This window comes from Actinokineospora sp. NPDC051303 (assembly GCF_055586285.1).
Genome location: NZ_JBVJIN010000044.1, coordinates 1 through 26,591 on the forward strand (window position 1 = coordinate 1; position 26,591 = coordinate 26,591).

At 71.5% G+C, this 26,591-nt stretch carries 27 protein-coding genes, 1 pseudogene and 1 riboswitch; of the genes and pseudogenes, 13 read left to right on the top strand and 15 right to left on the bottom strand.

The window, feature by feature from the left end; translation table 11 throughout:
* Positions 1-567: 567 nt before the first annotated feature.
* The 5 genes from ACZ6SD_RS26030 (at position 568) to ACZ6SD_RS26050 (ending at position 4,103) form a co-directional block, all read left to right on the top strand.
* Positions 568-1,617, top strand: coding sequence for a hemolysin family protein (locus ACZ6SD_RS26030; protein ID WP_465319616.1), 1,050 nt, complete (start codon positions 568-570; stop codon positions 1,615-1,617).
* The gene (locus ACZ6SD_RS26035) at positions 1,607-2,491 is read left to right on the top strand and encodes a 3-methyladenine DNA glycosylase (protein WP_465319617.1); all 885 of its coding nucleotides are present in this window, start codon (positions 1,607-1,609) and stop codon (positions 2,489-2,491) included. Before ACZ6SD_RS26030 ends, ACZ6SD_RS26035 begins: the two co-directional genes overlap by 11 nt.
* Positions 2,492-2,500: 9 nt before the next feature.
* Positions 2,501-3,064, top strand: a complete 564-nt coding sequence (locus ACZ6SD_RS26040; RefSeq protein WP_465319618.1) for a SecDF P1 head subdomain-containing protein — start codon at positions 2,501-2,503, stop codon at positions 3,062-3,064.
* A gap of 11 nt (positions 3,065-3,075) precedes the next feature.
* Positions 3,076-3,603 (top strand): ribonuclease HI, encoded by a 528-nt coding sequence (gene rnhA / locus ACZ6SD_RS26045; protein WP_465319619.1) that lies wholly within the window; start codon positions 3,076-3,078, stop codon positions 3,601-3,603.
* 74 nt (positions 3,604-3,677) lie between these two features.
* Positions 3,678-4,103, top strand: coding sequence for a pyridoxamine 5'-phosphate oxidase family protein (locus tag ACZ6SD_RS26050; protein ID WP_465319620.1), 426 nt, complete (start codon positions 3,678-3,680; stop codon positions 4,101-4,103).
* Between the two features lie 53 nt (positions 4,104-4,156).
* Here the strand turns inward: ACZ6SD_RS26050 and ACZ6SD_RS26055 are convergent, their stop codons facing one another.
* Positions 4,157-4,984: an aldo/keto reductase gene (locus ACZ6SD_RS26055; RefSeq protein ID WP_465319621.1), complete on the bottom strand. Its 828-nt coding sequence runs from the start codon at positions 4,982-4,984 to the stop codon at positions 4,157-4,159.
* A 127-nt stretch (positions 4,985-5,111) separates the two neighbouring features.
* Positions 5,112-8,003, bottom strand: coding sequence for an aminomethyl-transferring glycine dehydrogenase (gene gcvP, locus ACZ6SD_RS26060; RefSeq protein WP_465319622.1), 2,892 nt, complete (start codon positions 8,001-8,003; stop codon positions 5,112-5,114).
* Positions 8,004-8,183: 180 nt separating this feature from the next.
* A riboswitch (glycine riboswitch) is annotated at positions 8,184-8,284 on the bottom strand.
* A 62-nt stretch (positions 8,285-8,346) separates the two neighbouring features.
* Here gcvP and ACZ6SD_RS26065 point away from each other — a divergent pair.
* Positions 8,347-9,156 (top strand): GNAT family N-acetyltransferase, encoded by an 810-nt coding sequence (locus ACZ6SD_RS26065; RefSeq protein ID WP_465319623.1) that lies wholly within the window; start codon positions 8,347-8,349, stop codon positions 9,154-9,156.
* On the opposite strand, the gene ACZ6SD_RS26070 is transcribed toward ACZ6SD_RS26065, so the two are convergent.
* The 9 genes from ACZ6SD_RS26070 to ACZ6SD_RS26110 form a co-directional block, all read right to left on the bottom strand.
* Positions 9,157-9,723: a MerR family transcriptional regulator gene (locus tag ACZ6SD_RS26070; RefSeq protein WP_091447589.1), complete on the bottom strand. Its 567-nt coding sequence runs from the start codon at positions 9,721-9,723 to the stop codon at positions 9,157-9,159. It abuts the gene before it with no gap.
* A gap of 237 nt (positions 9,724-9,960) precedes the next feature.
* Positions 9,961-10,434 (bottom strand): bifunctional nuclease family protein, encoded by a 474-nt coding sequence (locus ACZ6SD_RS26075; RefSeq protein WP_091447592.1) that lies wholly within the window; start codon positions 10,432-10,434, stop codon positions 9,961-9,963.
* A 151-nt stretch (positions 10,435-10,585) separates the two neighbouring features.
* The gene (gene ftsR / locus ACZ6SD_RS26080; RefSeq protein WP_465319624.1) at positions 10,586-11,299 is read right to left on the bottom strand and encodes a transcriptional regulator FtsR; all 714 of its coding nucleotides are present in this window, start codon (positions 11,297-11,299) and stop codon (positions 10,586-10,588) included.
* Positions 11,300-11,307: 8 nt separating this feature from the next.
* Positions 11,308-11,763 (bottom strand): glycogen accumulation regulator GarA, encoded by a 456-nt coding sequence (garA, locus tag ACZ6SD_RS26085; protein ID WP_091447598.1) that lies wholly within the window; start codon positions 11,761-11,763, stop codon positions 11,308-11,310.
* A 113-nt stretch (positions 11,764-11,876) separates the two neighbouring features.
* Complete coding sequence (gene gcvH, locus ACZ6SD_RS26090) at positions 11,877-12,257, bottom strand: glycine cleavage system protein GcvH (RefSeq protein ID WP_465319625.1); 381 nt, start codon at positions 12,255-12,257, stop codon at positions 11,877-11,879.
* 101 nt (positions 12,258-12,358) lie between these two features.
* Positions 12,359-12,964 (bottom strand): CDP-alcohol phosphatidyltransferase family protein, encoded by a 606-nt coding sequence (locus ACZ6SD_RS26095; RefSeq protein ID WP_465319626.1) that lies wholly within the window; start codon positions 12,962-12,964, stop codon positions 12,359-12,361.
* A 17-nt stretch (positions 12,965-12,981) separates the two neighbouring features.
* Positions 12,982-13,212 carry a hypothetical protein gene (locus ACZ6SD_RS26100; protein ID WP_465319627.1) on the bottom strand — a complete coding sequence of 77 codons (231 nt, stop codon included), beginning with the start codon at positions 13,210-13,212 and terminating at the stop codon, positions 12,982-12,984.
* Positions 13,213-13,354: 142 nt separating this feature from the next.
* Complete coding sequence (locus ACZ6SD_RS26105; RefSeq protein WP_465319628.1) at positions 13,355-13,921, bottom strand: type 1 glutamine amidotransferase domain-containing protein; 567 nt, start codon at positions 13,919-13,921, stop codon at positions 13,355-13,357.
* Between the two features lie 96 nt (positions 13,922-14,017).
* The gene (locus tag ACZ6SD_RS26110) at positions 14,018-14,842 is read right to left on the bottom strand and encodes a crotonase/enoyl-CoA hydratase family protein (RefSeq protein ID WP_465319629.1); all 825 of its coding nucleotides are present in this window, start codon (positions 14,840-14,842) and stop codon (positions 14,018-14,020) included.
* Positions 14,843-15,011: 169 nt separating this feature from the next.
* Between ACZ6SD_RS26110 and ACZ6SD_RS26115 the strand changes: the two genes are divergently transcribed.
* From ACZ6SD_RS26115 to ACZ6SD_RS26145, 7 genes and pseudogenes are all read left to right on the top strand, one after another.
* A complete protein-coding gene (locus tag ACZ6SD_RS26115) occupies positions 15,012-15,167 on the top strand; it encodes a hypothetical protein (protein ID WP_465319630.1) in 156 nt (51 codons plus the stop codon).
* A 33-nt stretch (positions 15,168-15,200) separates the two neighbouring features.
* A complete protein-coding gene (locus ACZ6SD_RS26120) occupies positions 15,201-16,031 on the top strand; it encodes an alpha/beta fold hydrolase (protein ID WP_465319631.1) in 831 nt (276 codons plus the stop codon).
* A gap of 75 nt (positions 16,032-16,106) precedes the next feature.
* Positions 16,107-16,589, top strand: coding sequence for an ArsR/SmtB family transcription factor (locus ACZ6SD_RS26125; RefSeq protein ID WP_465319632.1), 483 nt, complete (start codon positions 16,107-16,109; stop codon positions 16,587-16,589).
* 16 nt (positions 16,590-16,605) lie between these two features.
* Complete coding sequence (locus tag ACZ6SD_RS26130; protein WP_465319633.1) at positions 16,606-17,850, top strand: MFS transporter; 1,245 nt, start codon at positions 16,606-16,608, stop codon at positions 17,848-17,850.
* 77 nt (positions 17,851-17,927) lie between these two features.
* Positions 17,928-19,457, top strand: a complete 1,530-nt coding sequence (locus ACZ6SD_RS26135) for a multicopper oxidase family protein (RefSeq protein ID WP_465319634.1) — start codon at positions 17,928-17,930, stop codon at positions 19,455-19,457.
* An 81-nt stretch (positions 19,458-19,538) separates the two neighbouring features.
* A pseudogene (locus tag ACZ6SD_RS26140) lies at positions 19,539-19,937 on the top strand (FGGY family carbohydrate kinase); the annotation flags it as partial.
* 278 nt (positions 19,938-20,215) lie between these two features.
* Entirely contained in the window at positions 20,216-20,926 is a 711-nt protein-coding gene (locus ACZ6SD_RS26145) for an FGGY-family carbohydrate kinase (RefSeq protein ID WP_465319635.1), read from the top strand.
* Between the two features lie 21 nt (positions 20,927-20,947).
* Here the strand turns inward: ACZ6SD_RS26145 and ACZ6SD_RS26150 are convergent, their stop codons facing one another.
* From ACZ6SD_RS26150 to ACZ6SD_RS26165, 4 genes are all read right to left on the bottom strand, one after another.
* Positions 20,948-22,078 (bottom strand): hypothetical protein, encoded by a 1,131-nt coding sequence (locus ACZ6SD_RS26150; RefSeq protein ID WP_465319636.1) that lies wholly within the window; start codon positions 22,076-22,078, stop codon positions 20,948-20,950.
* Between the two features lie 23 nt (positions 22,079-22,101).
* Positions 22,102-22,443 (bottom strand): hypothetical protein, encoded by a 342-nt coding sequence (locus ACZ6SD_RS26155; RefSeq protein ID WP_465319637.1) that lies wholly within the window; start codon positions 22,441-22,443, stop codon positions 22,102-22,104.
* A 500-nt stretch (positions 22,444-22,943) separates the two neighbouring features.
* Positions 22,944-25,106, bottom strand: coding sequence for an excinuclease ABC subunit UvrB (uvrB, locus tag ACZ6SD_RS26160; protein ID WP_465319638.1), 2,163 nt, complete (start codon positions 25,104-25,106; stop codon positions 22,944-22,946).
* A gap of 54 nt (positions 25,107-25,160) precedes the next feature.
* Positions 25,161-26,480: a DUF5685 family protein gene (locus ACZ6SD_RS26165; protein WP_465319639.1), complete on the bottom strand. Its 1,320-nt coding sequence runs from the start codon at positions 26,478-26,480 to the stop codon at positions 25,161-25,163.
* Positions 26,481-26,591: the final 111 nt, after the last annotated feature.

Below are 26,591 nucleotides of genomic sequence, written 5' to 3' on the forward strand. Positions count from 1 at the left end.
GGAGCCTTCGGCCCCACGACCACGGCAAGTTTAGGGATCTTCCTTCACCCCCAAAGAAACCACTCCACCCCATCGAGCACTGGGCGAGCGCTGGTCCGGCTTCGTGGGGGCGGGTCCGCTGCTGCTCGGTCCGCCGCATCAAGCACCTGGTAGGGCCGGGTACGGCTTCGTGGGGGCGTGGGTTTGGGTTTGCTGCTCCACGCATCGAGCACTGGGCAGGGTTCGTGCGGCCTGGATGGAAGGTCGATTTGCTGCCTCCCCCGAAGAAACCACTTCACCCCATCGAGCACCTGGCGAGCGTCGGTGCTGCCTGGCAAGAGGGGCCGGTTTTGCTCCTTGCCCCATTGAGCACCTGGCAGGCCGGTGCGGTTTCGTGGGGGGCGGGTGTCGTTCGGCGCCCCACCGCCACCCCCACCGCAAAGCCCACCCTCCCTGGGGGACCGTCCCTGATCCATCCTATCGTCGCAGGTCAGCTGACGGAAGAGGGTGCGCCGCGCCTGTGGATAACTCGCGATCATGGACGGGGGCGGGGTGGGCACTTGGTGTGCTCAGGAAGGGGGTGCTTCGGTGAGTGACTTTCTTGCTCTGGTTGCGACTGTGCTGTTGTTGTTGGGGAACGCGTTCTTTGTGGGAGCGGAGTTCGCCGTCATTACTGCGCGGCGGGATCGGTTGGAGGCGTTGGCTCGGGAGGGGAAGGGGCGGGCTGTCGTCGCGATTGAGGCGGGGCGGCAGTTGCCGTTGTTGATCGCGGGGGCGCAGTTGGGGATCACTGTTTGCTCTTTGGGGTTGGGGGCGCTTGCTGAGCCGGTGATCGCTAGTTTGCTGGAGCAGCCGCTTGGCGCGCTTGGTTTGCCTGACGCTGTGGTGCATGGGGTGGCGTTCGCGATCGCGTTGGGGGTTGTGGTGACGTTGCACACGGTGGTTGGGGAGATGGTGCCGAAGAATCTGGCTATCGCGGGGCCGGAGGGGGCGGCGATGGCGTTGGTTCCGGTCCACTTCGCGTTTTGTCGGTTGGTGCGGCCGTTGTTGGGGTTGTTCACTACCGTGTCTACCGCTGTGTTGCGGCTCTTTCATGTCACGCCTAAGGACGAACTGGAAAGTGCCTATACGCCGGATGAACTGGCTACGTTGATCGCCGAGTCGCGGCGGGAAGGGTTGTTGGACGACTCCGAGCACCGGCGGTTGGCCAACACGCTCTCGTCGGCTGAGCGGACGGTGGCCGAGGTGGTGGTGCCGTTGGAGAAGCTCAAGACGGTGCCGCATCCGCCCACGGTGGGCGATGTCGAGGCCGCTGTCGGTGAGACCGGGTTCTCGCGGTTTCCGGTGCGGATGCCGGATGGGTCGCTCAACGGGTACGTGCATGTGAAGGATGTGCTCGACCAGGTCGAGGGGGACCCTCGGGCTCGGGTGCCGTGGTCGCGGGTGCGGGGGCTGCCTGAGCTGCCCGCCGACTCCCGGCTCGATGAGGCGCTGGCCGCGTTGCGGCGGGCGCAGAGCCACCTCGCCAAGGCCGTGTCCGCTGACCGGACGGTGCTGGGCGTGGTGGCGTTGGAAGACCTGGTGGAGGAATACGTGGGAACGGTGCGCGACGGGACGCACATCGCCAATGGCGCTTGAGGTTCTGACCGAGGCCGAGTGGCATGCGCGGCGGGACGCGCACACCCGGCGGGTGCGGGTGTGGACCGGGCCGCATCAGGCTCGGCGGTCGCGGGGGGAGAAGCACCCGGTTCTCGACTTCCTGTTCACCTACTACAGCCACCGGCCCGCGCACCTGGAGCGGTGGCACCCGGGGGCGGGGGTGGCGCTGGCGGGCCCGTCCGCGCGCGAGTACCTGCGGTGGAAGGCGTACGTCGAGACCGAGGACGGGGTGACCGTCGACGTCGCGGGGATGCCCGAGGCGCGGCGGCGGACGGCGGTGTTCGTGCGCGACCTGCTGGTGGCCACGGCCGCGCGGGCGCCCCGGCTGGGGTGTTTCGGGCTGCACGAGTGGGCGATGGTCTACCGGCTGACCGAGGACGAGATCCGGCACGCCGACTGGCCGCTGCGGCTCGGGTCGGCGGGCACGGACGCGGTGGTGGAGGCGCAGACCATCAAGTGCAGCCACTTCGACGCGTTCCGGTTCTTCACCGAGCCCGCGCGGCCGCTGAACACGCTGCGGCCCACCCGGGAGGGGCAGATCGCGCTGGAGCAGCCGGGGTGTCTGCACGCGACCATGGACCTGTTCAAGCACGCGTACAAGCTCGACCCGTACACGCCTTCGGAGCTGGTGGCCGACTGCTTCGCGCTGGCGGTGGACGTGCGGGCGCTGGACATGCGCGCCAGCCCGTACGACCTGGGCGCCCTGGGGTACGCGCCGGTGCCGATCGAGACCGAGCGGGGGCGGGCGGAGTACGTGCGCGCCCAGTCGGAGTTCGCGCGGCGGGCGGAGCCGCTGCGGGCGGCGCTGATCGGGGTGTGCGAGTCGCTGCTCGCGGAGGCGCCCGCCTCCTAGGATCGCCTCATGCAGCGAAACTTCCCCGCCCGGGCCCTGGTCGCGATGCTCTTGGTCGTGCTCGCCGGATGCTCCGGGCAGACCAGTGGCGACACCCCGCCCGGCGATCCGCCCGGGTTGGGCAGCGGGCCCGTCCAGGCCCGGGTCGCGGTCGAGTTACGCCCGGTCCTGTCGGTGGCCGAGCCGGAGCCGGGCATGTCCACCGCGCCGAATCCGGAGCCGGGCGTGTCCACCGCGCCGAATCCGGACGTGCTGGTCGGCCCGGACGGCGCGGTCTACACGCTCGCCCCGTCCATCGACGACTTCACCCGGTTCGAGAACGTGGTCGCCGAGGACATGCGGGAGAACGGCGGCGGGTGGGTCGTGACCATCCAGCTGCCGCCCGACAGCGCGCGGGTTTTCGCCGACTGGACCACCGGGCACGTGGACGAGCGGCTCGCGATCGTCGTGGGCGGCAGGCTCATCTCGGCGCCCACGATCATGTCGCCGATCACCGGCGGCACGGTGCAGATCGCGGGGAGCTTCACCGAGCAGGAGGCCAAGCGGCTGGCCAGGGACATCACCGGCGGATAGGGAGACGGCTTGTGGCTGAGGCGAGCCCGAAAATCGTGGAGATCTACACCGACGGGGCGTGCGTGCCCAACCCCGGCCCCGGCGGCTGGGGCGCGGTGCTGCGCTACGGCGGCCACGAGCGGGAACTCAGCGGCGGCGAGGTGGAGCGGACCACCAACAACCGGATGGAGCTGATGGCCCCGATCCAGGCGCTGGAGACGCTCACCCGTCCGTCGCGGGTGGATGTCTACACCGACAGCACCTACGTCCGCGGCGGCATCACCGGCTGGATGACGAAGTGGAAGGCGAACGGCTGGCTCACCAGCGGGAAGAAACCGGTCGCCAACGTGGACCTGTGGCAGCGCCTGGACGCGGCCGCCGCGCGGCACGAGGTCGAGTGGCACTGGGTGAAGGGCCATAGCGGCCACCCCGAGAACGAGCGCGCCGACCGGCTCGCCCTGGCTGGCCTGCACGCCGCGCTGCGGGCGGCGGGCATCGAGCCGCCACCGGAGCGGCGGCAGGCAGGCCAGTCCACGGCGAGGCCGCGTCGGCCGGTGTGATCGCCACCCCGGAATCCCCTCCGGGCGGGCGGTGTTGTGCCTGCCGAGACCGTGACGCAGAAGGGGGACCGGGCATGTCGTTCGTCATGACCGCGGCGGAGCGCGAGGCATTCCTGTCGGGACCGCACGTGGGGGTGCTGGCCGTGGAGCGCGCGGGCGCGGCGCCGCTGGCGGTGCCGGTCTGGTACGACTACGAACCGGGCGGCGACCTGCGCGTCTGGATCGAGCGGGGCACCAGGAAACACCAGGCCATCAAGGCCGCTGGGCGGTTCAGCCTGGTGGCGCAGACCGAGGTCCGGCCGTACCAGTACGTCTCCGTGACGGGAACCGTCGTGGCGGACGACGATCCGCCCACCCGTGCGCAGGCGCTGGGCATCGTGCGGCGCTATTTGCCCGACGACCAGGCGGCGGCCTATGTGGACGATGCGCTCGATGAACGCGCGGTCCTGGTCCGGCTGCGCCCGGAGAAGTGGCTGAGCAACGACCAGAGCAAAGGCTGACCGGCGGACCCCGGTGCGCGGCTTCGCACCGGGGTCCTGCTGCCAGGTCGGGGTCAGCCGTTGAACGTGTCCGGGTTCGGACCGACGCGCTTGCCGTTCTCCAGCCCGGCCAGGACGTCCATGTCGTCGGGGGCCAGCTCGAAGTCGAAGATGTCGATGTTGGCGCGGATGCGCTCGGGGGTGACCGACTTCGGGATGACCACGTTGCCGAGCTGGATGTGCCAGCGAAGCAGCACCTGCGCGGTCGACTTGCCGTACTTGTCGGCGAGGGCGGTGACCGTCGGGTCGGCGATCAGGTTGCCCTGCGCCAGCGGGCTCCACGCCTCGGTCGCGATGCCGTTGGCGGCGTGGAAGGCGCGCAGCTCGGCCTGCGGCAGGTTGGGGTGCAGCTCGATCTGGTTGACCACCGGCACCGTGTCGGTCTCGGCCAGCAGCCGCTCCAGGTGCGGCACGTGGAAGTTGGACACGCCGATGGAGCGGGCGCGGCCCTCGGCGCGGATCTTCTCGAACGCGCGCCAGGTGTCCAGGTAGGCGTCCCGGCCGGGGGCGGCCCAGTGGATCAGGTACAGGTCCACGTAGTCGAGCTTGAGCTTGGCCAGGCTCTCGTCGAACGCGCGCAGCGTCGAGTCGTAGCCCTGTTCGGAGTTCCACAGCTTGGTGGTGATGTAGAGGTCTTCCCTCGGCAGGCCGGACGCGGCGACGGCCGCGCCGGTGCCCGCCTCGTTGCCGTAGATCGCGGCGGTGTCGATGCTGCGGTACCCGGCCTCGATCGCGGTGGCCACCGCGGCGGTCACCTCGTCGTCGGACACCTGCCAGACCCCGAACCCGATCTGCGGGATGGTCGTGCCGTCGTTGAGGGCGACATTGGGGACGTTCGGCATGAAGCGGATTCCTCCGGTCACTGGATCGATTCGTCTTCTCTCGCAGCAACCTCGGGGTACCCAGGTTTCTTCCCGCTACCGCGTGCGGTCCCTCACCGTCCCCGTGGGAGGGACCGCACGCGGTGGGTCAGCCGCTGTACGCGTCGATCGGGGGGCAGGAGCAGACCAGGTTGCGGTCGCCCTTGGCGCCGTCGATGCGCCGCACCGGGGGCCAAATCTTGCGCGCGTCCTGCCCGGCCGGGAACACGGCCTCCGCGCGGGTGTACGGGTGGTCCCACTCCCCCGCGATCGACGCGGCCGTGTGCGGGGCGTTGGCCAGCGGGTTGTCCGCCAGCGGCCACTCCCCCGCGGCGACGCGTCCGATCTCGCCCGCGATGGCGATCATGGCGTCGCAGAAGCGGTCCAACTCGGCCAGGTCCTCGCTCTCGGTCGGCTCGACCATCAGCGTCCCCGCGACCGGGAACGACATGGTGGGCGCGTGCAGGCCGTAGTCGGCCAGCCGCTTGGCCACGTCGTCCACGGTGATGCCGGTGGCCTTGGTGATGGGCCGCAGGTCGAGGATGCACTCGTGGGCGACGAACCCGCCCTCGCCGGTGTAGAGGACCGGGAAGTGCTCGTCCAGCCGCCGGGCGACGTAGTTGGCCGCCGCGACCGCGGTCAGGGTCGCGCGGCGCAGGCCGTCCGCGCCCATCATCCGCACGTACGCCCAGGAGATGGGCAGGATCGATGCGCTGCCCCAGGGCGCGGCGCTGATCGGGCCGACCCCGGTCGCCGGGCCCGCGGCGGGTTGCAGCGGGTGGTTGGGCAGGAACGGCGCCAGGTGCGCGCGCACGCCGATCGGGCCCACGCCGGGGCCGCCGCCGCCGTGTGGGATGCAGAAGGTCTTGTGCAGGTTCAGGTGCGAGACGTCCGCGCCGAACCGGCCGTAGCGGGCGAGCCCGATGAGGGCGTTGAGGTTCGCGCCGTCCACATAGACCTGGCCGCCCGCGTCGTGCACCAGCGCGCACACCTCGCGCACGGTGTCCTCGTACACCCCGTGCGTGGACGGGTAGGTGATCATGATCGCGGCGAGGTCGGCGCTGTGCTCGGCGACGGTGGCGCGCAGGTGGTCCAGGTCGATGTTGCCGGAGTCGTCGCACTTGACGACCGCGACGCGCATCCCGGCCATGACCGCGCTCGCGGCGTTGGTGCCGTGCGCGCTCGACGGGATCAGGCACACGTCGCGCTCGCCGTGGCCCTGGGCGCGGTGGTAGGCGCGGATCGCGAGCAGGCCCGCGAACTCGCCCTGGCTGCCCGCGTTGGGCTGGAGGCTGACCGCGTCGTAGCCGGTGAGCCGGGCCAGCCAGGTCTCCAGGTCGGCGACGATCCGCAGCAGGCCCTCGGCGTCCTCGGCGGGCGCGAACGGGTGCAGGTCGGCGAAGGCTGGCCAGGTGATGGGCTCCATCTCCGCGGTCGCGTTGAGCTTCATCGTGCACGAGCCCAGCGGGATCATGCTGCGGTCCAGCGCGACGTCCTTGTCCGAAAGGGACCGCAGGTAGCGCAGCAGCGCGGTCTCCGAGCGGTGTGTGGCGAACACCGGGTGCGTCAGGTAGTCCGACGTGCGCAGCAGCGCGCCGGGGAGGGCGTCGGCGGTCTCGGCGTCGAGCGCGTCGACCGCGTCGGCTGAGTCGAGGCCGCCGGGGACGCCGAAGGCGGTCCACACCGCGCGCAGGTGGTCGCGGGTCGTGGTCTCGTCAGTGGCGACGCCGATGTGGTCGGCGTCGACCAGGTGCACGGTGACGCCCTGCGCGCGGGCGGCCGCGGCGACCGCGGCGGCGCGGCCGGGAACGCGGGCGCGCACGGTGTCGAAGAACTCCCCGTGCACGACCTCGACTCCGCCCGCGCGCAGCCCCGCCGCCAGGACGGCGGCCATCCGGTGCGCCCGGGTCGCGATGGCGCGCAGCCCCTCGGGGCCGTGGTAGACCGCGTACATCGAGGCGACGACCGCGAGCAGGACCTGCGCGGTGCAGATGTTCGAGGTGGCCTTCTCGCGGCGGATGTGCTGCTCGCGGGTCTGCAACGCCAGCCGGTAGGCGAGCTTGCCGTCCGCGTCGGTGCTGACGCCGACCAGGCGACCGGGAAGCTGGCGCTCCAGGCCCTTGGTCACGGCCATGTAGCCCGCGTGCGGCCCGCCGAAGCCCATCGGCACGCCGAAGCGCTGGGTGGTGCCCACCACGACGTCCGCGCCGATCTCGCCGGGCGCCCGCAGCAGGGTCAGCGCCAGCAGGTCGGCGGCCACGGCGACCTTGGCGTCGCGCCCGTGCGCCTCGGTGACGAGCGCGGCGTGGTCGCGCACCGCGCCGCTCGCGCCCGGGTAGGACAGCAGGACGCCGAAGAAGTCGCCCACCGGCAGGCCGTCGGCCAGATCGGCCACCACGACCTCGATGCCCAGCGGCTCGGCGCGGGTCTCGACCACCGCGATCGTCTGCGAGAACGTGTCGGCGTCCACCACGAACCGGTTCGACTTCGACCGGCCCGTGCGGCGCAGCAGGGTCATCGCCTCGGCCGCGGCGGTCGCCTCGTCCAGCATGGAGGCGTTGGCCGTGGGCAGCCCGGTCAGGTCGGCGACCATGGTCTGGAAGTTGAGCAGCGCCTCCAGCCTGCCCTGGCTGATCTCCGGCTGGTATGGGGTGTAGGCGGTGTACCAGGCGGGGCTCTCCAGCACGTTGCGCCGGATCACCGGCGGGGTCACGGTGCCGTAGTAGCCCAAGCCGATCATCTGGGTCAGCACCCGGTTGCGCCCGGCGAGGTCGCGCAGCTCGGCCAGCGCCTCGACCTCGGTGGCCGGGTCGGGCAGGTCGATGGTCAGGTCGCCCTCGCGGATGGAGTCCGGCACCGCGTGCTGGGCCAGTTCCTCCAGCGACCCGACGCCGACGACGTCGAGGATCCGGGCCAGCTCGGCGGGCCGGGGGCCGACGTGGCGGTCGGCGAACGGGGTGCCGTGTTCCAGCGCGGCGAGCGGAATCCGGTCAGTCGTCATCGGTGCGGGTCCTCCGGCGTTCGGGGTCGGGCCTGACGGCGGGCGACGGCGCCCGCGTGGCCCTCCCCCTCTGTCCGTGCCCGCGAACAGGCGCCTGAGAGCTTCGTCCGGCCCTGCCCGGACTTGCACCTTCGGCGGAGTCGCCCGGCGGTGACCGGGAGACTCGCTTTCCAGAGGCGTCTCGACCACGCGGTCCGTTTGCCTGAGAGGTTCCGGGGAGGATTTGCTCCTTCGGCGCCGAGTCGGCCGGTGGGCCGCTCGGACTCTCCCGCGTGGGTTTCGCGACGACCTGGCAAGTCTATCTCGGTTGCCGCCGCTGCCAGGCACGCGGTGGACTGCGTTCATGACCACAAAAAGTCCGTTGAACGTAAAAACCGTGCTCGCCGCGCTCGATCGGCAACTGCGCCGCGACCTGCCCGCGGGCGACGCCCGCACGACGGTCGTCCGCACGGCCACGCTGACCCAGCACGTGGCGGACAGCCCGCACGGGTGGTCCGGGGTGCTGTGGTCCAACCTGGACGACGCCGACCCGGAAAACGCCGATCAGGTGATCGCCGAGGTGGTCGCCGGGTTCCGGGCTGGCGCAGGCGCGGCCGAGTGGAAGCACTACCACCACGACCGGCCCGCCGACCTCCCGCGACGACTGGTCGCGGCGGGCTTGGCGCCCGGCCCCGACGAGGCGGTGATGGTCGCCGAGGCGGCCGCGGTGCCCGATTTCGCGCCGCCCCCGGGCGTCACGCTGGTCGCGGTGTCCGATGCGGACGGAATCGCCGACGCGGTCCGGGTGCACGAGCAGTCGTTCGGCGGCGACTTCGCCTGGCTGGGGGCGCGGATGCGCGACGCGCTCCCGTCCGGATCGATGGACGTGGTGCTGGCCGTCGCTGACGGCACGCCGGTAAGCGCGGCCCGCACCGAGTACTACCCGGGCGCCGAGTTCGCGGGCCTGTGGGGCGGTGGCACCATTCCCCAGTGGCGCGGAAAAGGCGTCTACCGCGCGCTGGTAAGCCACCGCGCCCGCCGGGCGGAGGCTCGCGGCGTGCGCTACCTCCAGGTGGATGCCCTGCCGACGAGCCGCCCGATTCTGGAGCGCGTCGGCTTCACCCAGGTCACCACGACGACCCCGTACACCCTGTCCGACCGCGAGCGGTCCTAGTCAGCCCGCGTTGCGGGCCTTGCGGCGCTGGGTGAGCTCGTCCTCGGTCGGCTGCTCGATCTCCAGGCCGTCCGCGCGCTCGGCGGGGAAGTCGTGAATGGTCCCGCTGATCTCGCGGATGGCGCCGCTGACGGCGATGCCGAACACCCCTTGGCCGCCCTGGAGCAGGTCCACGACCTCCTCCGGCGACGTGCACTCGTAGACCGTCGTGCCGTCGCTGAACAGGGTGATCCTGGCCAGGTCGCGCACGCCCCTGCGGCGCAGGTGCTCGACGGCGACGCGGATGTTCTGCAGCGACACGCCCGTGTCGAGCAGGCGCTTGACGACCTTGAGGACCAGGACGTCCTTGAACGAGTACAGCCGTTGCGATCCGGAGCCGTGCGCGCTGCGCACGGTCGGGACGACCAAGCCGGTGCGGGCCCAGTAGTCCAGCTGCCGGTAAGTGATCCCGGCTATCTGGCACGCGGCGGGCCCCCGGTAGCCGACGAGCTCGTCCGGCAGTGAGGCATCCGGGAACAGCTCGCCCTGCTCTCCGGCGTCAGCCCCGACGGGACTTTCCTCGAACACGCCTGCCTCCCCTCGACCGGCCACCGATGACCGGCGAACGAGACCGCCCGTTCCGCTGTGGAACCGTCGGCCGGGCGAACCAGCCGGTGTGTGCGGCAACCGAACCACACCGACGCGATTCGCTCGTCCCTGACGGTAAGACGGGCGCGCGGGGAGGTCAACGCGACGCGCGGGAGCGCGTCGCACTCGCGCGCTGAACCCCGGGCCGACAGCTCGGCCGGGCGCGCTCGACGGGACTCAGGTGTCCGCGCCGCGAAAGTCCTCCGGCGAGACCGAGTCCAGGAACTCCCGGAACTTCTCGACCTCGTCCTCCTGCTCGTCCGGGATGATCAGCCCGGCCTCCTGCAGGACCGAGTCCTCGGCGTGGATCGGCACGCCGATCCGCAGCGCCAAGGCGACCGAGTCGCTCGGGCGCGCGGAGACCCGCACATCGCCGTCGAAGACCAGTTCGGCGAAGAAGGTGCCCTCGCGCAGGTCGGTGATTCTGACCTGTTCAAGCTCCCGGCCCAGTGCGCCGATCACGTCCTTGAGCAGGTCGTGGGTCAGCGGCCGCGCGGGCCGCACCCCCTGCTGCTCCAAGGCGATCGCGGTGGCCTCGACCGATCCGATCCAGATCGGCAGGTACCGCTCTCCTTCGGTCTCACGCAGCAACAAGATCGGCTGGTTCGCGGGCAACTCCACCCGCACACCCACGACGCGCATCTCGCTCATCGGGCTCGCCTCCCTCCGCTCGCTGGGGCATCGGCGTCCCGTCCTATCGAGGATCGCTCATCGCCTGCTTCGACGCTACCCGCCATCCGGACCCCACGCCTGACTATTCCACGCTGATCAGATCACAATGAGCAACGCGATGGGGCGGATTCTATTTCCCCGTCACCCTGCGCAGGCCCGCGTTCACCAGCAGCGAGTGCAGGGTGACCGACAACGCCGCGAGATCGCGAGCGATCTCGTCGGCGCGGGCGCGCGCCGACGGGTCGCGCTGCAGGTACATCGGCGCGACGACCTGCTCCAGCAGACCGACCTCGCGGTCCGCCGAGGCCCGGAACGCGCGCAGGTGCCTTGGCTCGATGCCGTAGTCGGCCAAGGCGGCCACGGTCCGGGCGATCGGCGCGGCTTCCGCGTCGAACCGGCCCTGCGCGTCCGCCTTGACCAGGCCGTACTGCTCCAAGTCGAGCAGCGCCGCTGCGTCGATGCCCGCCTCGGCGATCAGCTCGTCCCGGGTCAGCCGGGCGGCGGGCCGCTCGGCTGGGGTGAATGTCTCGGGAGCGGGCGCCCGCTCCGGCACCGACGCGAGCCGGGGCGCCGGGGCGCCGCTGTCGGCCCGGTCCAGTTGCTCCCTGATCACCTTCAACGGCAGGTAGTGGTCGCGCTGCGCCGCGAGCACGAAGCGCAGCCGCGCCACATCCGCCTCGGTGAACCGCCGGTATCCCGACGGCGTGCGGTCCGGGCTGACCAGCCCCTCCGATTCCAGAAAGCGAATCTTGGAGATGGTGACGTCCGGGAAGTCCGGCCGCAGGTGCGACAGCACCGCGCCGATACTCAATCCCTCACGCGCGGGCCGCCCGGCCGCCGTCACGGTGATCCCTAGGCCCCCGCGCCGGGGCCGGTGAGGAACACCAGGCGGAACTTGCCGATCTGCACCTCGTCGCCGCCCGCGAGCACGGCCTGGTCGACCGGCTCCCGGTTGACGTAGGTCCCGTTGAGGCTGCCCACGTCGATCACGACGAACTCCCCGCCCTCGCGGCGGAACTCCGCGTGCCGCCGGGAGACGGTGACGTCGTCGAGGAAGATGTCGCTGTCCGGGTGCCGACCCGCGCTGGTCGTGTCGCGGTCCAGCAGGAAGCGCGAGCCCGCGTTGGGGCCACGCTTGACCACCAGCAGGGCCGATCCGGCCGGAAGTGCGTCGACTCCCGCGACCGCGGGCTCCGGGGCCGGAGCCGCCTCGCGGCCCTCAGCCTCGGTGAGGAAGTCGGCCCGGAAGACCGAAGTCCGCTCCGGAGACTGCTCCGGCGGGACGCCGGGCCCGTCGTTCGTGCTCACCTGAGCTCTCCTCCTGCTGGTCAATTGCGTTGAACAGTGCCAACGTACCGTGCGCGATCAGGAGCCGGGATGGTGGTCCCACCTTGGCCGCGGCGCGCCGGGCCAAGATCGTCTCACGGCTCGGTGAGCGCCTGATAGGCGTCCGCGTCGAGCAGCGCGTCGACGGCGTCGGGGTCGTCCACGGTGATCTCGAACAGCCAGCCCTCGCCGTAAGGGTCGTCGTTGAGCAGCTCGGGCTGGTTGACCACGGCATCGTTCACGGCCGTGACCTCGCCGCCGACCGGCGCGAAGATCTCCGACACGCTCTTGGTCGACTCGACCTCACCGGCCAAGCCGCCCTGCTCGACCTGCTCGCCGACCTCGGGAAGCTGCACGAAGACCACGTCCCCCAGCTGCTGCTGGGCGTACTCGGTGATCCCGACGCGCACCAGGACGTCGGTTTTGGTCGCCACCCATTCGTGTTCGTCGGTGTAGCGGAGTTCTTCGGGAATCACCTGGTCGCCTCTCAAGGACGTGTCCGATGCGGTGGACAGAGCTTAGGGCCTGTATCGAAGTACCGGCACGCGCCAGCCGCGCCGGTACTTCGATACAGGCCCTAGAGGGCGCTCGCCTGGTTCCGCCGCAGCAAGGCCATCCGCGTCTGCACCACGTAAAGCAGCCCGGACCACAGGAACAGCAGGACGCCCCACAGGGCGAACGCGTAGGCCACCGGCCGCGCCGCGGCGGCGAACGCCGAGCCGCCCTGGGCGAGCAGCAGCAGCGGGAAGGCGTACATGAGGTTGAACGTCGCGGCCTTGCCGATGTAGGTGACCTCCGGCGGGGCGAAACCGTTGCGCCGCAGCACCAGGACGCACACGCCGACCAGCAGGTCGCGGCCGACCAGGACGGCCGCGACCCACCACGGGACGATGTCGCGCAGCACGAACGCCACGATCGTGGCCAGCGTGTAGAGCCGGTCGGCGGCCGGGTCGAGCAGGGCGCCGAGCCTGCTCGCCTGGTTGAGCCAGCGGGCGATCTTGCCGTCGAGCCAGTCGGTGAGCCCGCTGAACCCCAGCACCGCGATGGCCCACCCGTCGGCCCTCGGGCCGAGCAGCAGGTAGAGGAACACCGGCACGCCCGCGAGGCGCAGGACGCTGAGCAGATTCGGGATCGTCCAAATGCGATCCGGTGGTCTGCTCAGGTCCCGCGCGGCTTCGGCCATGCGGGGAAGGTTATGGCTCAGTCGTCGCGGTGCCGCGACCAGCCCTGGCGCTCCAGGGCGGCCGGGCTCATCGAGCACGGCCTGCCGAACGCGTCGAGCCCGACCCAGCGGGCGCCGCCCCCGGTGTGCTCCAGGACGAAAGCGTGTCCGCCGCTCCACACGACGCTGCACGGCACGGTCGGCAGCAGGTGCGGCCGGGGCAGCGTCTGGGCGGACAGTGGTCTCAGGCAGGTGTCGTCGTCGCTCATCTCGGGATCCCCTCTCGACAACAGTGTCGGCGATGACGCCGGTCGCGTTAGCCCCTTTGACCCAATCTTGACCGGTGGACAACCACTGTTCACACAGCGGCACCGTCGGCCACACGACTGTCACACTCCTGTCGAAACGGTGTTACGGAGCGACTTTCTCCGCGGCGAAGGTCTCCACCATCGTCGAGCAGAACGCGGGCAGATCGTCGGGTTTGCGGCTGGTGACCAGTGGGGCGTCCGCCGAGGTGTCCACGACGACCTGCTCGTCCACCCACTCCGCGCCCGCGTTGCGCAGGTCGGTCCGCAGGCTCGGCCACGAGGTGACCCGCCGCCCGCGCAGGACGCCAGCCTCGACCAGCGTCCACGGCGCGTGGCAGATCGCGGCGACGGGCTTGCCAGAGTCGAAGAAGGACTTGGCGAAGGCGACCGCGTCGGGGTCCGAGCGCAGGAAGTCCGGGTTCGCCACGCCGCCGGGCAGCACGAGCGCGTCGTAGTCGTCGGCGGTGACGTCGGCCGCGGCCCGGTCCACGGGGAACGTGTCGGCCTTGTCGAGGTGGTTGAACGCCTGGACGGTCTCCGGGCCGGTGGACACCAGCTCGGGCGTGCCGCCCGCCTCCTGGACCGCCTTCCACGGCTCGGTCAGCTCCACCTGCTCGATGCCCTCCGGGGCGACCAGGAACGCCACCTTTCGGTCGGTGAGCACTGCCATGTCGGTTCCTTCCACTCGGGTACACCCCGGGGATTGCCCACCGACGCGGGTTCCAATCAGCGCGCTTGTGTCCCTCAGCCCGCAGAAAGGCGGGGGCTACTCCCCGGTGAACTTCGGCGGCCTGCGCTCCAGGAACGCGCCGACGGCCTCGCCGAGGTCGCGGCTGGGTAGGAAAGCGGCGTTCCAGGCCGAGACGTAGCGCAGCCCGTCGGCGACGCGGCGCTCGCGTTCGAGGTTGAGCACGTCCTTGGTGCCCTGCACGACCAGCGGCGGGTTCGCGGCGATCTCGGCCGCCATGGCGCGCGCGGCGGCGACCAGGGCCGCCTGGTCCAGGTGGACGTCGTTGACCAGGCCGATGCGCAGGGCGCGCTCGGCGTCGATGTCCTTGCCGGTGAGGGCGAGTTCGCGCAGGTGGCCCTCGCCGACGATGCCGACGAGCCGTTGCAGGCTGCCCATGTCGGCCACGATGGCGACCTTGACCTCGCGGACGCTGAACTTCGCGTCGGCGCTGGCCAGCCGGACGTCCGCGGCGGTGATCAGGTCGACGCCGCCGCCGATGCACCAGCCGCTGACCGCGGCGATCACCGGCTTGCGGCACGCGGCGACCGCGGTGATCCCGTCCTGCATCCGGCGGATCCCGTCGAGGAAGCGGGTGCGCGGGCCCGCGAGGGAGTCCGCGCCGAGCAGCCCGCCCCAGTCGGGCATCATGGCGGGCAGGTCCAGACCATAGGAGAAGTGCGTGCCGCTGCCCGCGAGCACCACGGCCCGGACCTCGGGGTCGGCGTCGATCCGCTCGAACACGGTCGGCAGCTCGCGCCAGAAGTCCGGCCCCATGGCGTTGCCCTTGCCCGGCCCGAGCAGGGTCACCTCCGCCACGTGCTCGGCCACGTCGACTTTCAGGGACACCAGGTTCTCGGTCATTCCCCTAGTATTACCCACCGGTAACATCTTGTCAGCAGTGACCTGTACCCAGGCTGTTACCGCATCACACCGCGTTTCCCCCGAACGTGTCTGCCCAAGTTGGGCTGGCTTGACGGTGGCGGGCGGTAGGTTCCGAACCGTTGAGCCCGGAAGCGATGGGAGTCCCCGGATGGCAAGCCAGAGCGTGATGTCCACGCCGATCTTCGACGAGCTCTTGCGTGAGATGAGCGCGAGCGCCGCGGCCGAGGAACCGGCGGAGGACACCGCTGAACCGGCGGGCCAGCAGGCCGAGGCGAGCGGGCGGCGCAGGCACCGTTCGTCGTGATTCCCGACCGCGGCCATGGGTAATCTCGCGGGCATGACGCAGGAGCGCGCGGGCTCGTTCACCGTCGAGGGCCACACGCTGCGCTACACCGACTTCGGCGGCGGCGACCGCCTGCTCGTGCTCACCCACGGGCAGCTGATGACCCGGCGCATGCACGCCCCGCTGGCCCGCTCGCTGGCCGCGGCCGGATACCGGGTGGTCACCCTCGATCTGCTCGGCCACGGCGAGTCCGACCGGCCCGCGGAGTCCTGGCAGTACTCGATGAGCATCTGGGCGGAGCAGGTCGTCGCCCTGCTCGACCACCTCGACGTGGAGCGCGCGGTCGTCGGCGGGACCTCGCTCGGCGCGAACGTCACCCTGGAGGTCGCCGTCGCCGCCCCGCAGCGGCTGCGCGGGATGGTCGTGGAGATGCCGGTGCTGGACAACGCGATCGTGGCCGGGCTGCTCGCCTTCACCCCGCTGCTGTTCACCGCCCGGTTCCTGCCCTCGGCCGTGCGCGCTGTGGCCTGGGCCGCGGGCCGGGTGCCGCGCGGCAACCAGTGGGTCGACGTCGTCACCGACACCCTGCGCCAGGAGCCAGCGGCGATGGCGGCCGCGGTGCACGGCATCTTCTTCGGCCGGATCGCGCCGCCGAAGTCGCTGCGGACCGCGATCGAGGTGCCTGGCCTGGTCATCGGCCACCGCCGCGACCCCATCCACCCGTTCGGCGACGCGCACATGCTCGCGGGCGAACTGGTCGACGCCGAGTTCGTGGAGGCGGAGAGCCCGGTCGAGCTGCGCCTGCGGCCCGCGCGCCTGACCGCGCACATCGCCCGCTTCCTCGACGCGCGCCACGCGGTCGAACCCGTGCTGACCGCGCAATAGTCATTTGACACGGTCGGGTCCGATTCAGAGACTCGGATCATGGACATGGGGGATTCACGCAATACTTTGCACGGGATGCGCGCGCTCGCGCACCCGCTGCGGATGCGCATTCTGGGCCTGGTCAGCGATCGCGCCATGAGCGCGGCCGAAGTGGCCAGAGAACTCAAGGACAGTCAACCCAACATCAGCTACCACCTGCGCAAGCTCGCCGACGCGGGCCTGGTCGAGATAGTCGAGGAGGTTCCCATCCGCGGCGGGCTCGCCAAGCGCTACCGGCACTACCCGCCCTCGGTCGCCGCGCCGCGCGGCCCCGGGGACGACACGGTGGCGGGCAGGCGCGCCGCGAGCGCGGAGGGCGCGCTCACCGACGCGGAGCTGTGGGTCGACCCGCAGGTGTGGCAGGACCTGGTGGCCCGCGGCCGCGACTTGAGCCACCAGCTGCGGGACGCGGCCCGGCCGCCGCGCACGCCCGGGACCGTCCGGGTGAGCACGACAATCTCGATGATCCAGATGGACATCCCGACCCGGGCCGCGGGAGACCCGCACCCCCGGGAGTGAGGAGAACCGAGCGCCGATGACGACGGTGGGGATGTTCGCGCCGCTGCGCGAACCGATGTTCCGGCGACTGGCCATCGGCCGGACGACCACCTACATCGGCAACGCGGTGGCCCCGGTGGCGCTGGCGTTCGCGGTGCTCGACCTGACTGGGTCGGTCGTGGCGCTGGGCTTGGTGGTCGGCGCGCGGTCGATCGCGAACGTGGTGCTGCTGCTCATGGGCGGCGTGCTGGCCGACCGGCTGCCGCGCGGGGTGATCCTGCAGGGCGCGAGCCTGGCGGCCGCGGTGTCGCAGGCGGTCACCGGGCTCGCGGTTCTGCTGGGCTTCGCCTCGGTGTGGCTGCTGGTGGTGCTGAGCGTGGTCAACGGCGCCGTGTCCGCGGCGTCGTTGCCCGCGGCGTCGGCGCTGACGCCGCAGACCGTGCCCGAGGGGATGATCCGGCAGGCCAACGCGGTCGTGCGGATGGGCGTCAACACCGCCATGATCGCGGGCGCGTCGGTCGGCGGCATGGTGGCCGCGCTGGCCGGGCCGGGCTGGGCGATCCTGGGCACGGCGGCGGTGTTCCTCGCCGCGTCGTTCTTCTACGCGCGGGTGCGGGCGCCGGAGATCGCCGAGAGCGAGCCGACGCGGCCCTGGCACGACCTGCGGGTGGGCTGGGCCGAGTTCACCGCGCGCGCCTGGGTCTGGTCGGTCGTGGTGGCGCTCATGGTGGTCAACGCCGCGGTGATCGGCGCGGTGCAGGTGCTCGGCCCGGCCATCGCCGACGCCACGATCGGGCGGCTCGCCTGGGGATTCGTGCTCGGCGCGCAGACCGTCGGCGCCCTGGTGGGCGGGATGGTGGCGAGCCGGTGGCAGCCCCGGCGCGCGCTGCTGTTCGGCACGGCGCTGATCGCGGTCGAGGCGGCGCCGCTGCTCGTGCTCGCGCACGCCCCGATGGTCATCCCGCTGCTGGCGGCCATGTTCGTCGGCGGGATGGCCGTGGAGCAGTTCAGCATCGCCTGGGACGTGTCGCTCCAGGAGAACGTGCCGCAGGACCGGCTGGCCCGGGTGTACTCCTACGACGCGGTGGGCTCGTTCGTCGCGATCCCGCTCGGCGAGATCGCGGTCGGCCCGCTCGCCGCCCACTTCGGCGCTGCGGCGACCCTGACCGGGCTGGCCGCGCTCGTGGTCGCCGCGATCGTCGGCGTCGCGGTCACCCCGAGCATCCGCGCCCTCGCGCGCGGCGACGCGACCACCGGCGGACTGGCCCCGGCGGTCACCTGACCTCCGGGTCGGTTCCAGGGTCGTGCTCGGGGATTCGCCGGACGCGGCGGCACCGGCGGCGCTGGTGAAGTCGTGGGGTGCGAATCCCTTCCGCCTTATGGCGCTCCCGCGGCCGCTTCGGCAAGCTCATGGTCGTCCTGCTCTCCGTCGCGGTGGCGACGACGGGCCTGTTCGCGGTCGCTTTCACCGTCGCGTACCAGAACGCGCGGCAGACCAACGTCGGCACGCTGGCGTTCGCCACCCCGCTGGCGATCCCGCCGCTGCTCGAACCGACCGTGGACGCCGAGGGCCGCAAGCATTTCGACCTGCGCCTGCGGACCGGGCGCACGGAGTTCACGCCGGGGGTGGGCACCGACACCTGGGGCGTCAACGGCGCGCACCTGGGGCCGACGCTGCGCGCCCGCCGGGGCGACCAGGTCGTCATGCACGTGGGCAACGGCCTGCCAGAGGCGTCTTCGCTGCACTGGCACGGAATGCGGCTGCCCGCGGCCATGGACGGCGGGCCGCACCAGGAGATCGCGCCGGGCGCGACGTGGAGTCCACAGTGGACCATCAAGCAGCCCGCCGCCACCCTCTGGTACCACCCGCATCCGCACGGCCGGACCGCCGCGCACGTGTACCGAGGGGTGGCGGGCATGTTTCTCATCGATGAGGTCGACGGGATCAGCGGGCTGCCCGACGACTACGGCGTGGACGACGTGCCGTTGATCATCCAGGACAAGCGCTTCGCCGACGACGGCTCGCTGGACGAGAGCCAGTCGGTGGGCGGCGCCACCGGCATCCTCGGCGACACGATCCTGGTCAACGGGACCCGGGACCCGCACTTCGAGGTCTCCGCGACCCTGACCCGGTTCAGGGTGCTCAACGGGTCCACGGCGCGGATCTACAACCTGGGCTTCGACGACGGCCGCGCGTTCGACGTGGTAGGAACCGACACCGGCCTGCTGCGCTCCCCCGTGCGCCAGGACCGGGTGGTGCTCTCCCCCGGCGAGCGGGTGGAGATCGTGGTGCGGATGGCGCCCGGCGACGCGCCGATCCTGCGCGGCTTCCCCGGTGGCATCGGCACCGGCTTCCCCGACGGCCGGTTCTCCGGCGCGGACGACACGTTCGACCTGATCCGCTTGCGCGCCAAGGCGTCGCTGACCGAGGCCGCGCCGCTGCCCGCCACCCTGTCCGCCGAGGCGGACATCACCGCCCCCGCGGACGCCACGACCCGGCAATTCACCCTCAGCGGGCAGTCCACGATCAACGGCGAGGAAATGAGCATGACCCGGATCGACGCGGTGATCCCCGCGGGCGCGGTGGAGGTCTGGGAAGTGCGGGGCGGCGGAAACCCGCACAGCTTCCACATCCACGATGTCACCTTCCGGATCATCGACATCGACGGCTCGCCGCCCCCGGCGTGGCTGGCGGGCCGCAAGGACACCGTGTACCTGCCGCCCGGCAAACGAGTCCGCCTCGCGGTGTCCTTCGGCACGGACGCCAACCCCGCGACGCCGTACATGTACCACTGCCACCTGCTGCGCCACGAGGACAGCGGGATGATGGGCCAGTTCGTCGTAGTCGCCCCGGGGCAGAAACCGGTCACGCCACACGCGCACAACTGATAGGTGTTATCCGTGACGGCTCCCACCCTGCTGCTGGGCATCGATGTCGGGACGACCGCGGTCAAGGTCGCGGTGTTCACTGTGGACGGTTGCCTGGTCGCCGCCCATTCGACCGGCTACCCGATCAGCCGCCCTCGGCCGGGCTGGGCCGAACAGGACCCGATGGACTGGTGGCACGGCTGCGCCGAGGGCGTCCGCGCGGTCCTCGCCGGGCTGGCGCCGGGGGCGGTGCGGTCGGTCGGGATCGTGAGCCAGGTGAACACCCACGTCTTCGTGGACGACCGGCTGCGCCCGCTGGCGCCCGCGATCATCTGGCAGGACCAGCGCTGCGCCGACCTCGCCCGCGACCTCGACGCCCGGTTCACCGCCGAGGACAAGACCCGCGTCTGGGGCGGCCCGATCGTCCTCGACGCCTCGTTCGTCGGGGCGCGGGCGGCCTGGTTCGCCCACGCCGAGCCGGATCTGTGGGCCCGTGCCCGGTGGGTGCTGAGCCCGAAGGACTTCGTCGCCGCGAAGCTGACCGGGCGGATCGCGACGGACCGGCTGTCCGGGGTGCGGGTGGCCGGGGCGTCGGGCTATCTCCCGGAAGCCGTCGGGCTCGTGGACGGGCTGGCGGAGCGGCTGCCGGAGATCATGGAGCCGGAGGCGCCGCTCGGGGCGGCCGCGGACTCGGACTCGCCCCGGCGAGCGTGGTCGTGGGCACGATGGACGCCTTCGGTGCCGTCTTCGGCACCCGCACCACCGAGCCGGGCCGCGCCATGGTGTCCTGCGGGACCTCGCTCGTCGTGGCGGGCGCGTCGCGGGAATCGGTTGGGGAGCCCGGAATCGTCAGCTTCCCGCCCCGCCACGGGCTCACCGTCCACGCGGGACCGACCCAGGCCGCGGGCGACGCGGTGCGCTGGTGGAGCCGCGTGACCGGGCTGAGCGTCGCCGACGTGTTCGCCTCGGCGGCCGAGGGCGCGCCGGGAGTCGTGTTCACCCCACACCTTCAGGGTGAGCGGGCGCCGCTGTGGGACCCCGATGTGCGCGGAAGCTTCTTCGGCCTCGACACGGCGACCACGCGGGCGGACCTGTCCCGCGCGGTCCTGACGGGCGTGGCCATGTCCGCCCGGCACGTGTTGGAGGGCGTCGAGCGGGCGTGCGGGGTGCCGCTGCCATTGGTCGCCTTCTCCGGCGGCGGCGCCAGAAGCGACCTGTGGACCCAGATCCACGCGGACATCCTGCGCCGTCCGGTCGAGCGACTGCGCGTGCGTGACAGCGCCGCTCTGGGCGCGGCCCTGGTGGGCGCGGTTGCCGCCGGGATCTATTCGGATGTGGAGACAGCGGCAGCGGCGACGGTCACCGCCGAGCGCGTCTTCCGCCCCTCCCCCGACGCCGACCGTCTGGAAACCCTGTACGCCGCTTATCGGTCTTCACACGAAGCCTTGCGTGAGACGCACGCCCACCTCGCCGCCTGGCGCTCGGCCTGAGGCAACCCCGGCCGCCGTGGGTCAACCGACCACCTCCGACCGCTCAGCCTTGTCGGCCACCGCGCTGTCGTTATCCGGGCCGTCGATCTCGGCGGTGTCCTCGGGATCGTCGGCCGGTTCGGCGGGGTCGAGGCGGTCGGCGACCGTCCCCGAACCACGCTGGGCTTGGCTGTCTTGCGTGCCAACGACTTCCCGCCGCGGAATGTCCACTTGGGCGCGACGCACCGATTCCTCCAGACCCGCGGTGAGGCTGTCGGTGCGGAACAGGTCGGGGTCGAACGCGGGCCCCGGGCTGACGTCCGGCGGCGCGGGGATCACCGGCAAGGAGCCGCTGTAGCGCTCGATCTCCCGGGTCAGCTCGTCGGCGGCGTCGCGGGCGCCGGTCTTGAGCTTGTCCGCCTCGGTGAAAAACGACTCCAGGATCTCCAGCGGGTCCCCGCCCGAGACCGAGCCGGTCACCGACGCTTCCAGGCCCGTGGCGATCGCCGCCCCCGCCGCCGAGCCCGCCGCCGCGGCGCCGTGGGAGATCGTGGCGGCTCCGGCGACCCCAGCCCCAGCCCCGACCCCGGCGGTGAGCAACCCAGTGATGGCTCCGGCGAACGCGGTGACCAGCACCCGGCCCAAGAGGTTGTCGTCCGCTGGGTTCTGGCTCTCGTGGTATTGCTTGGCCGCATCGTGAAAGGACTCGGCCAGGGCGGTCAGGTCGTTGCGGGCGGTCGCGATCAGTTCCCGTGCCGCGACGACACCGCCCTCCACCTCGCTGATGTTGGTCACGCTGAGGTCGAACGCCTCGATCAACCGCGAGAGGTAGTACTTGGTCTCGTCGGCCGCGGCCCCGTTCCAGTCGGTGAGCAGCCGCCGCGCCTCGTCCAACTCGACCCGGGCGCCCTGGTCGAGTTCCCGCCAGGTCCGGTCCAGTTGGTCGATGAGGTCTTGCAGCCCGGCGATGTCGGTTTCCGAGAAAAGCCGGAACACCGCGGCTACCTGGGGCTTGCGCTCATCGATCAGTTCCCCGTATGTCCCCGGGCCGGTGATGTGCGCGTACTTGAGGTACTCACACGCGTCGAGGGCCCGGTTCGCAGGCTCGATCAGGTCGTCGTGGATGCCCTCCAGCAACGCCTCCCGCTCCTGATCCGCCAGCAAGTCGTCCAAAATTCCCACTGTGTCCCCGCCCGTCAGTCGTCTCGGAGGTCGGCGCTCTCATAGGTCTTGACCACGGCGGCGAGCGCGCCACTCGTCGCGGACGCGCTCTCGTTCAGCCGCCTCAGCTGGTCACGCACGGCGCCGACGTGCTGCTGGTAGGCCCACGCGATGCCGTCGAACCCCAGGTTGTCCCCGAACGCGTGCGCCGAACCACCGCCGGTGATCCAGTCCCCCACGTCGAACAACCGCGGCTCCCCGGCGGGCACTTCCGCCTCACCCGTCCCGACCATCGCGGTGTCCGCCTTCTCCGCCGCGACCGCGATGTGCCCACTGGCCCGCCGCAGCTGCTCCAGGTGAACCTCGAACCCAGGCATTCCCACCCCTCGTCCAGTCATCTCGACTTCGCACTTGACGCCCGCCCGCGGGCGTCGACTGGTCCAGATTGGCATGATCATGCCGCTGTTCGCCGGTGTTTGGCGGAATAATTCCACACACGCGGAATTGCGGTCGCGCCAAGGTGCGCTGGGCGGGCACGGGCCGCCGAGCCTGAGGCAACGCCGATCAAGGCGCGACGCTGGTCGCAGCCCCAAGAGAACACCCGACTCCCAGCAGATCGGCTGAAGATCGCGTACTTGAGGTACTCGCATGCGTCGAGGGCCCGGTTCGCAGGCTCGATCAGGTCGTCGTGGCTGCCCGCCAGCAACGCCTCCCGCTCCACCGACGTCGACTGGCTGCGGTGTGTGCGGCAATGATCGGGTGGCGTCGGCGATGACCAAGACCAACCACCGACACCCCGAAGCCACTCCCGCCCCGGCCGCGGCTTGACGACCACATAAGAACACCGTCCGCCTGCTTCACACCGCAGGCTCGGTGGTCAGCGGATGCCCGCCGCGTCCATGCCGCGGAGTTCGCGCTTGAGGTCGTGGATCTCGTCGCGGAGGCGGGCGGCGAGCTCGAACTGGAGGTCGCGGGCGGCGTTCATCATCTGGTCGGTCAGCTGCTGGACCAGGTCGGCCAGTTCGGCGCGGGGCATGGACTTGACGTCCTTGTCGCCGACGATGCCCGCGCTGCGGGCGTTGCCCGGCTCCCCCGCCGCGCGTTTGCCTCGGGAGGTGTTGCGGCCGGAGCCGCCGACCGGGACGGAGGCGTTGTCGTCCTCGGCCTCGGTGAAGACGCGGTCGAGGATGTCGGCGATCTTCTTGCGCAGCGGCTGGGGGTCCAGGCCGCGCTCGGTGTTGTAGGCGATCTGCTTCGCGCGCCTGCGGTTGGTCTCATCGATGGCGTGCCGCATCGAGTCGGTGATCTTGTCGGCGTACATGTGGACCTGGCCGGAGACGTTGCGGGCGGCGCGGCCGATGGTCTGGATCAGCGAGGTGCCGCTGCGCAGGAAGCCTTCCTTGTCCGCGTCGAGGATCGCCACCAGGGACACCTCGGGCAGGTCGAGGCCCTCGCGCAGCAGGTTGATGCCGATCAGCACGTCGAACTCGCCGAGCCGGAGCTGGCGCAGCAGCTCGACGCGGCGCAGGGTGTCGACCTCGGAGTGCAGGTAGCGGACCCGGATGCCCAGCTCCAGCAGGTAGTCCGTCAGGTCCTCGGCCATCTTCTTGGTCAGCGTGGTCACCAGGACCCGCTCGTCCTTCTCCGCGCGCACCCGGATCTCGTGGACCAGGTCATCGATCTGGCCCTCGGTCGGCTTGATGACGACCTCCGGGTCGATCAGGCCGGTCGGGCGGATGACCTGCTCCACGAACTCGCCGCCCGCCTGACCCATCTCGTACGGGCCCGGCGTCGCCGACAGGTACACCGTCTGCCCGATGCGCTGAGTGAACTCCTCCCAGGTCAGCGGCCGGTTGTCGACCGCGCTGGGCAGCCGGAACCCGTGCTCGACCAGGTTGCGCTTGCGGGACATGTCGCCCTCGTACATGCCGCCGATCTGCGGCACCGTCACGTGCGACTCATCGATGACCAGCAGGAAGTCGTCGGGGAAGTAGTCGATCAGGGTGGCGGGCGCGGTGCCCGCGCCGCGGCCGTCGATGTGCCGGGAGTAGTTCTCGATGCCCGAGCAGAACCCGACCTGGCGCATCATCTCGATGTCGTAGCTGGTGCGCATGCGCAGCCGCTGCGCCTCCAGCAGCTTGCCCTGCCGCTCCAGGGTGGCCAGCCGCTCCTCCAGCTCCGCCTCGATGGCCGCGATCGCGCGCTCCATCCGCTCGGGGCCCGCGACGTAGTGGGTGGCCGGGAAGATGCGCAGCTCGTCGCACTCGCGGACGATCTCGCCGGTGAGCGGGTGCAGGTAGTACAGCTTGTCGATCTCGTCGCCGAAGAACTCGACCCGGATGGCCAGCTCCTCGTACGCCGGGATGATCTCCACCGTGTCGCCGCGCACCCGGAAAGTGCCGCGGGCGAACGCGATGTCGTTGCGGGTGTACTGCACGTCGACCAGCGCGCGCAGGAACAGGTCGCGGTCGACCTCGGCGCCGACCTTGAGCCCCACCGACCGGTCGAGATAGGACTGCGGCGTGCCCAGGCCGTAGATGCACGACACCGAGGCCACCACGATCACGTCCCGCCGCGACAGCAGGCTCATCGTCGCCGAGTGCCGCAGCCGCTCGACGTCGTCGTTGATCGAGGAATCCTTCTCGATGTAGGTGTCCGTCTGCGGGATGTACGCCTCGGGCTGGTAGTAGTCGTAGTAGCTGACAAAGTACTCGACCGCGTTGTCCGGGAAGAAGTCCCGCAGCTCGTTGGCCAGCTGCGCGGCCAGCGTCTTGTTCGGCGCCATCACCAGTGTCGGGCGCTGCACGCGCTCGATCAGCCAGGCCGTGGTCGCCGACTTGCCCGTGCCGGTGGCGCCGAGCAGCACGACGTCCTGCTCGCCAGCGCGAATGCGCTTCTCCAGCTCATCGATCGCCGCGGGCTGGTCGCCCGCGGGCTGGTAGTCCGCGACCATGCGGAACTTCACGTCGGCGCGCGGGATGTCGCTGACGGGTCGGTGCTCGGAGTGCGCCAGTACTGGGTGCTCGGTCGGGAAGGCCACGACAACGAGGCTACGCCCGCCCACCGACAATTCCGATCGGGCTGGTGGGCGCGGTCAGCAGCCGCAGTCGCAACACCCGCAGTCACCGCAGTCGCAGTCCCAGGAGCTGCGCGGTTTCCCGCTCCACGCGCCCGGATACGGATCGCGGCAGCACACCTGGCAGGTGCCGCACTCGTAGAGGCACGCGAAGCAGCCGAGGATGATGTTGCGCTTCGTGGGCGGCGTGGTGAGCTTGGGCCAGCGGTAGCACAGACAGCCCGATGGCTTGTGCGGCCCATCGCCGCCGCGTCCGCCGTGGTCGTGCGGCGGAGGCGGACCGGGGGGCTGATTACCGGGTGGCTGGTAACCCGGCGGCGGGTTGCCGGGCGGATAACCGGGCGGCGGGTAACCCGGTCCCTGGTGCGGCGGGTACCCCTGCTGCGGATAGCCCTGCGGGTGGCCGTGCGGATGAGGCTGCGGCGGCTGGCTTCCCGGCGGGTGCGGCGGCGCGGGGCGCTGCCAGCCGGGCGGCGGGGGCTGCTGACCGTGCGCCCGGAAAGTGCGGTGCACGGCCGCCCCAAGCTCGTGGACCAGGAGCGCGTGGACCAGCGCGCCGTCGTGGAACCTCGCCTCGGTCAGCGCCAAGCGGACGCCCATGACCGCGTCGTCGCAGAGCCGCCGGGCCTCGGCCAGCGACGTCCCGGTGGCCGCGAGCGGGTTCCACGCGCCGGTCGCGGCGTCCTCGGCGAGGTCCTCGACCGCGTCCAGCAGGTGCGCGACCCGCCCGAACAGCCGTCCCGCCTCGCGCAGCGGGGCCTCGTTGCCGGGCAGGCCCGCGAGCGTGGCCGTGTGGGCGAACGCCGCCGCGGTCGCCGTCTCGGTCGGCTCGGTCGCGGTGAGCACCGACATCCCGGTCCGGACCGCGGCCTCCACCTCGCCCTGCCTGCCGACCGCGTCGAGCAGGACCGCGGTGGCGAAGCCGACCCGGTCGCCGGAGGCCGCGCCCTGGCGGGCCCACCGGGTGGCGACCCGCCGGGCCGCGCCCGCGACCGGGCGCCTGCCGAAGACGCCGTCGCCGTCCTCGACGTGGTCGCCCACCTTGGCTGAGGCCAGCACCAGCGAGACCGCCGCGGCCAGGCGCGCGCCCGCGCCGTCGGCGACCGAGGCGGACCGCAGCCCGCGCAGCGCGCACGGGCCAGCCGTCCGCCGGTCCGCGACCGGGGTCTGGGCCTCGACCAGCGCCGAGATCGCCAGGCCGTCGTAGTTGGTCACCGTCCTGGCGAACTGGCCGTGGTCGTCGCGCAGCGCGAGGCACAGCCCACACAGGTGCGCCAACCACGTCGTCGCCAGGTCGGCGCGCAGGCGGTGGCGGCAGGGGCGCAGTATTCCGAACATCTCAGCAGTCACACATCCGCGGCCGTGGGGACAACGCGCCTGCCGGTCCAGGCCGGGGTGTCCGACCGCGACTGTCCAGAAGGTCCGGACAACCGGCCACGGCAGACGCGC

What these genes read in the sequence shown, in the direction of transcription:
- ACZ6SD_RS26055 (WP_465319621.1), bottom strand. Translation starts at nt 4,984, where the DNA reads ATGCCGAACGTCCCCAATGTCGCCCTCAACGACGGCACGACCATCCCG.
- ACZ6SD_RS26115 (WP_465319630.1), top strand. Translation starts at nt 15,012, where the DNA reads ATGGCAAGCCAGAGCGTGATGTCCACGCCGATCTTCGACGAGCTCTTG.
- ACZ6SD_RS26110 (WP_465319629.1), bottom strand. Translation starts at nt 14,842, where the DNA reads ATGACCGAGAACCTGGTGTCCCTGAAAGTCGACGTGGCCGAGCACGTG.
- ACZ6SD_RS26050 (WP_465319620.1), top strand. Translation starts at nt 3,678, where the DNA reads ATGTCGTTCGTCATGACCGCGGCGGAGCGCGAGGCATTCCTGTCGGGA.
- ACZ6SD_RS26125 (WP_465319632.1), top strand. Translation starts at nt 16,107, where the DNA reads ATGCGCGCGCTCGCGCACCCGCTGCGGATGCGCATTCTGGGCCTGGTC.
- ACZ6SD_RS26040 (WP_465319618.1), top strand. Translation starts at nt 2,501, where the DNA reads ATGCAGCGAAACTTCCCCGCCCGGGCCCTGGTCGCGATGCTCTTGGTC.
- ACZ6SD_RS26075 (WP_091447592.1), bottom strand. Translation starts at nt 10,434, where the DNA reads ATGAGCGAGATGCGCGTCGTGGGTGTGCGGGTGGAGTTGCCCGCGAAC.
- ACZ6SD_RS26130 (WP_465319633.1), top strand. Translation starts at nt 16,606, where the DNA reads ATGACGACGGTGGGGATGTTCGCGCCGCTGCGCGAACCGATGTTCCGG.
- ACZ6SD_RS26105 (WP_465319628.1), bottom strand. Translation starts at nt 13,921, where the DNA reads ATGGCAGTGCTCACCGACCGAAAGGTGGCGTTCCTGGTCGCCCCGGAG.
- ACZ6SD_RS26065 (WP_465319623.1), top strand. Translation starts at nt 8,347, where the DNA reads ATGACCACAAAAAGTCCGTTGAACGTAAAAACCGTGCTCGCCGCGCTC.
- ACZ6SD_RS26100 (WP_465319627.1), bottom strand. Translation starts at nt 13,212, where the DNA reads ATGAGCGACGACGACACCTGCCTGAGACCACTGTCCGCCCAGACGCTG.
- ACZ6SD_RS26095 (WP_465319626.1), bottom strand. Translation starts at nt 12,964, where the DNA reads ATGGCCGAAGCCGCGCGGGACCTGAGCAGACCACCGGATCGCATTTGG.
- ACZ6SD_RS26145 (WP_465319635.1), top strand. Translation starts at nt 20,216, where the DNA reads ATGGTGTCCTGCGGGACCTCGCTCGTCGTGGCGGGCGCGTCGCGGGAA.
- gcvP (WP_465319622.1), bottom strand. Translation starts at nt 8,003, where the DNA reads ATGACGACTGACCGGATTCCGCTCGCCGCGCTGGAACACGGCACCCCG.
- ACZ6SD_RS26155 (WP_465319637.1), bottom strand. Translation starts at nt 22,443, where the DNA reads ATGCCTGGGTTCGAGGTTCACCTGGAGCAGCTGCGGCGGGCCAGTGGG.
- ACZ6SD_RS26120 (WP_465319631.1), top strand. Translation starts at nt 15,201, where the DNA reads ATGACGCAGGAGCGCGCGGGCTCGTTCACCGTCGAGGGCCACACGCTG.
- ACZ6SD_RS26035 (WP_465319617.1), top strand. Translation starts at nt 1,607, where the DNA reads ATGGCGCTTGAGGTTCTGACCGAGGCCGAGTGGCATGCGCGGCGGGAC.
- ACZ6SD_RS26165 (WP_465319639.1), bottom strand. Translation starts at nt 26,480, where the DNA reads ATGTTCGGAATACTGCGCCCCTGCCGCCACCGCCTGCGCGCCGACCTG.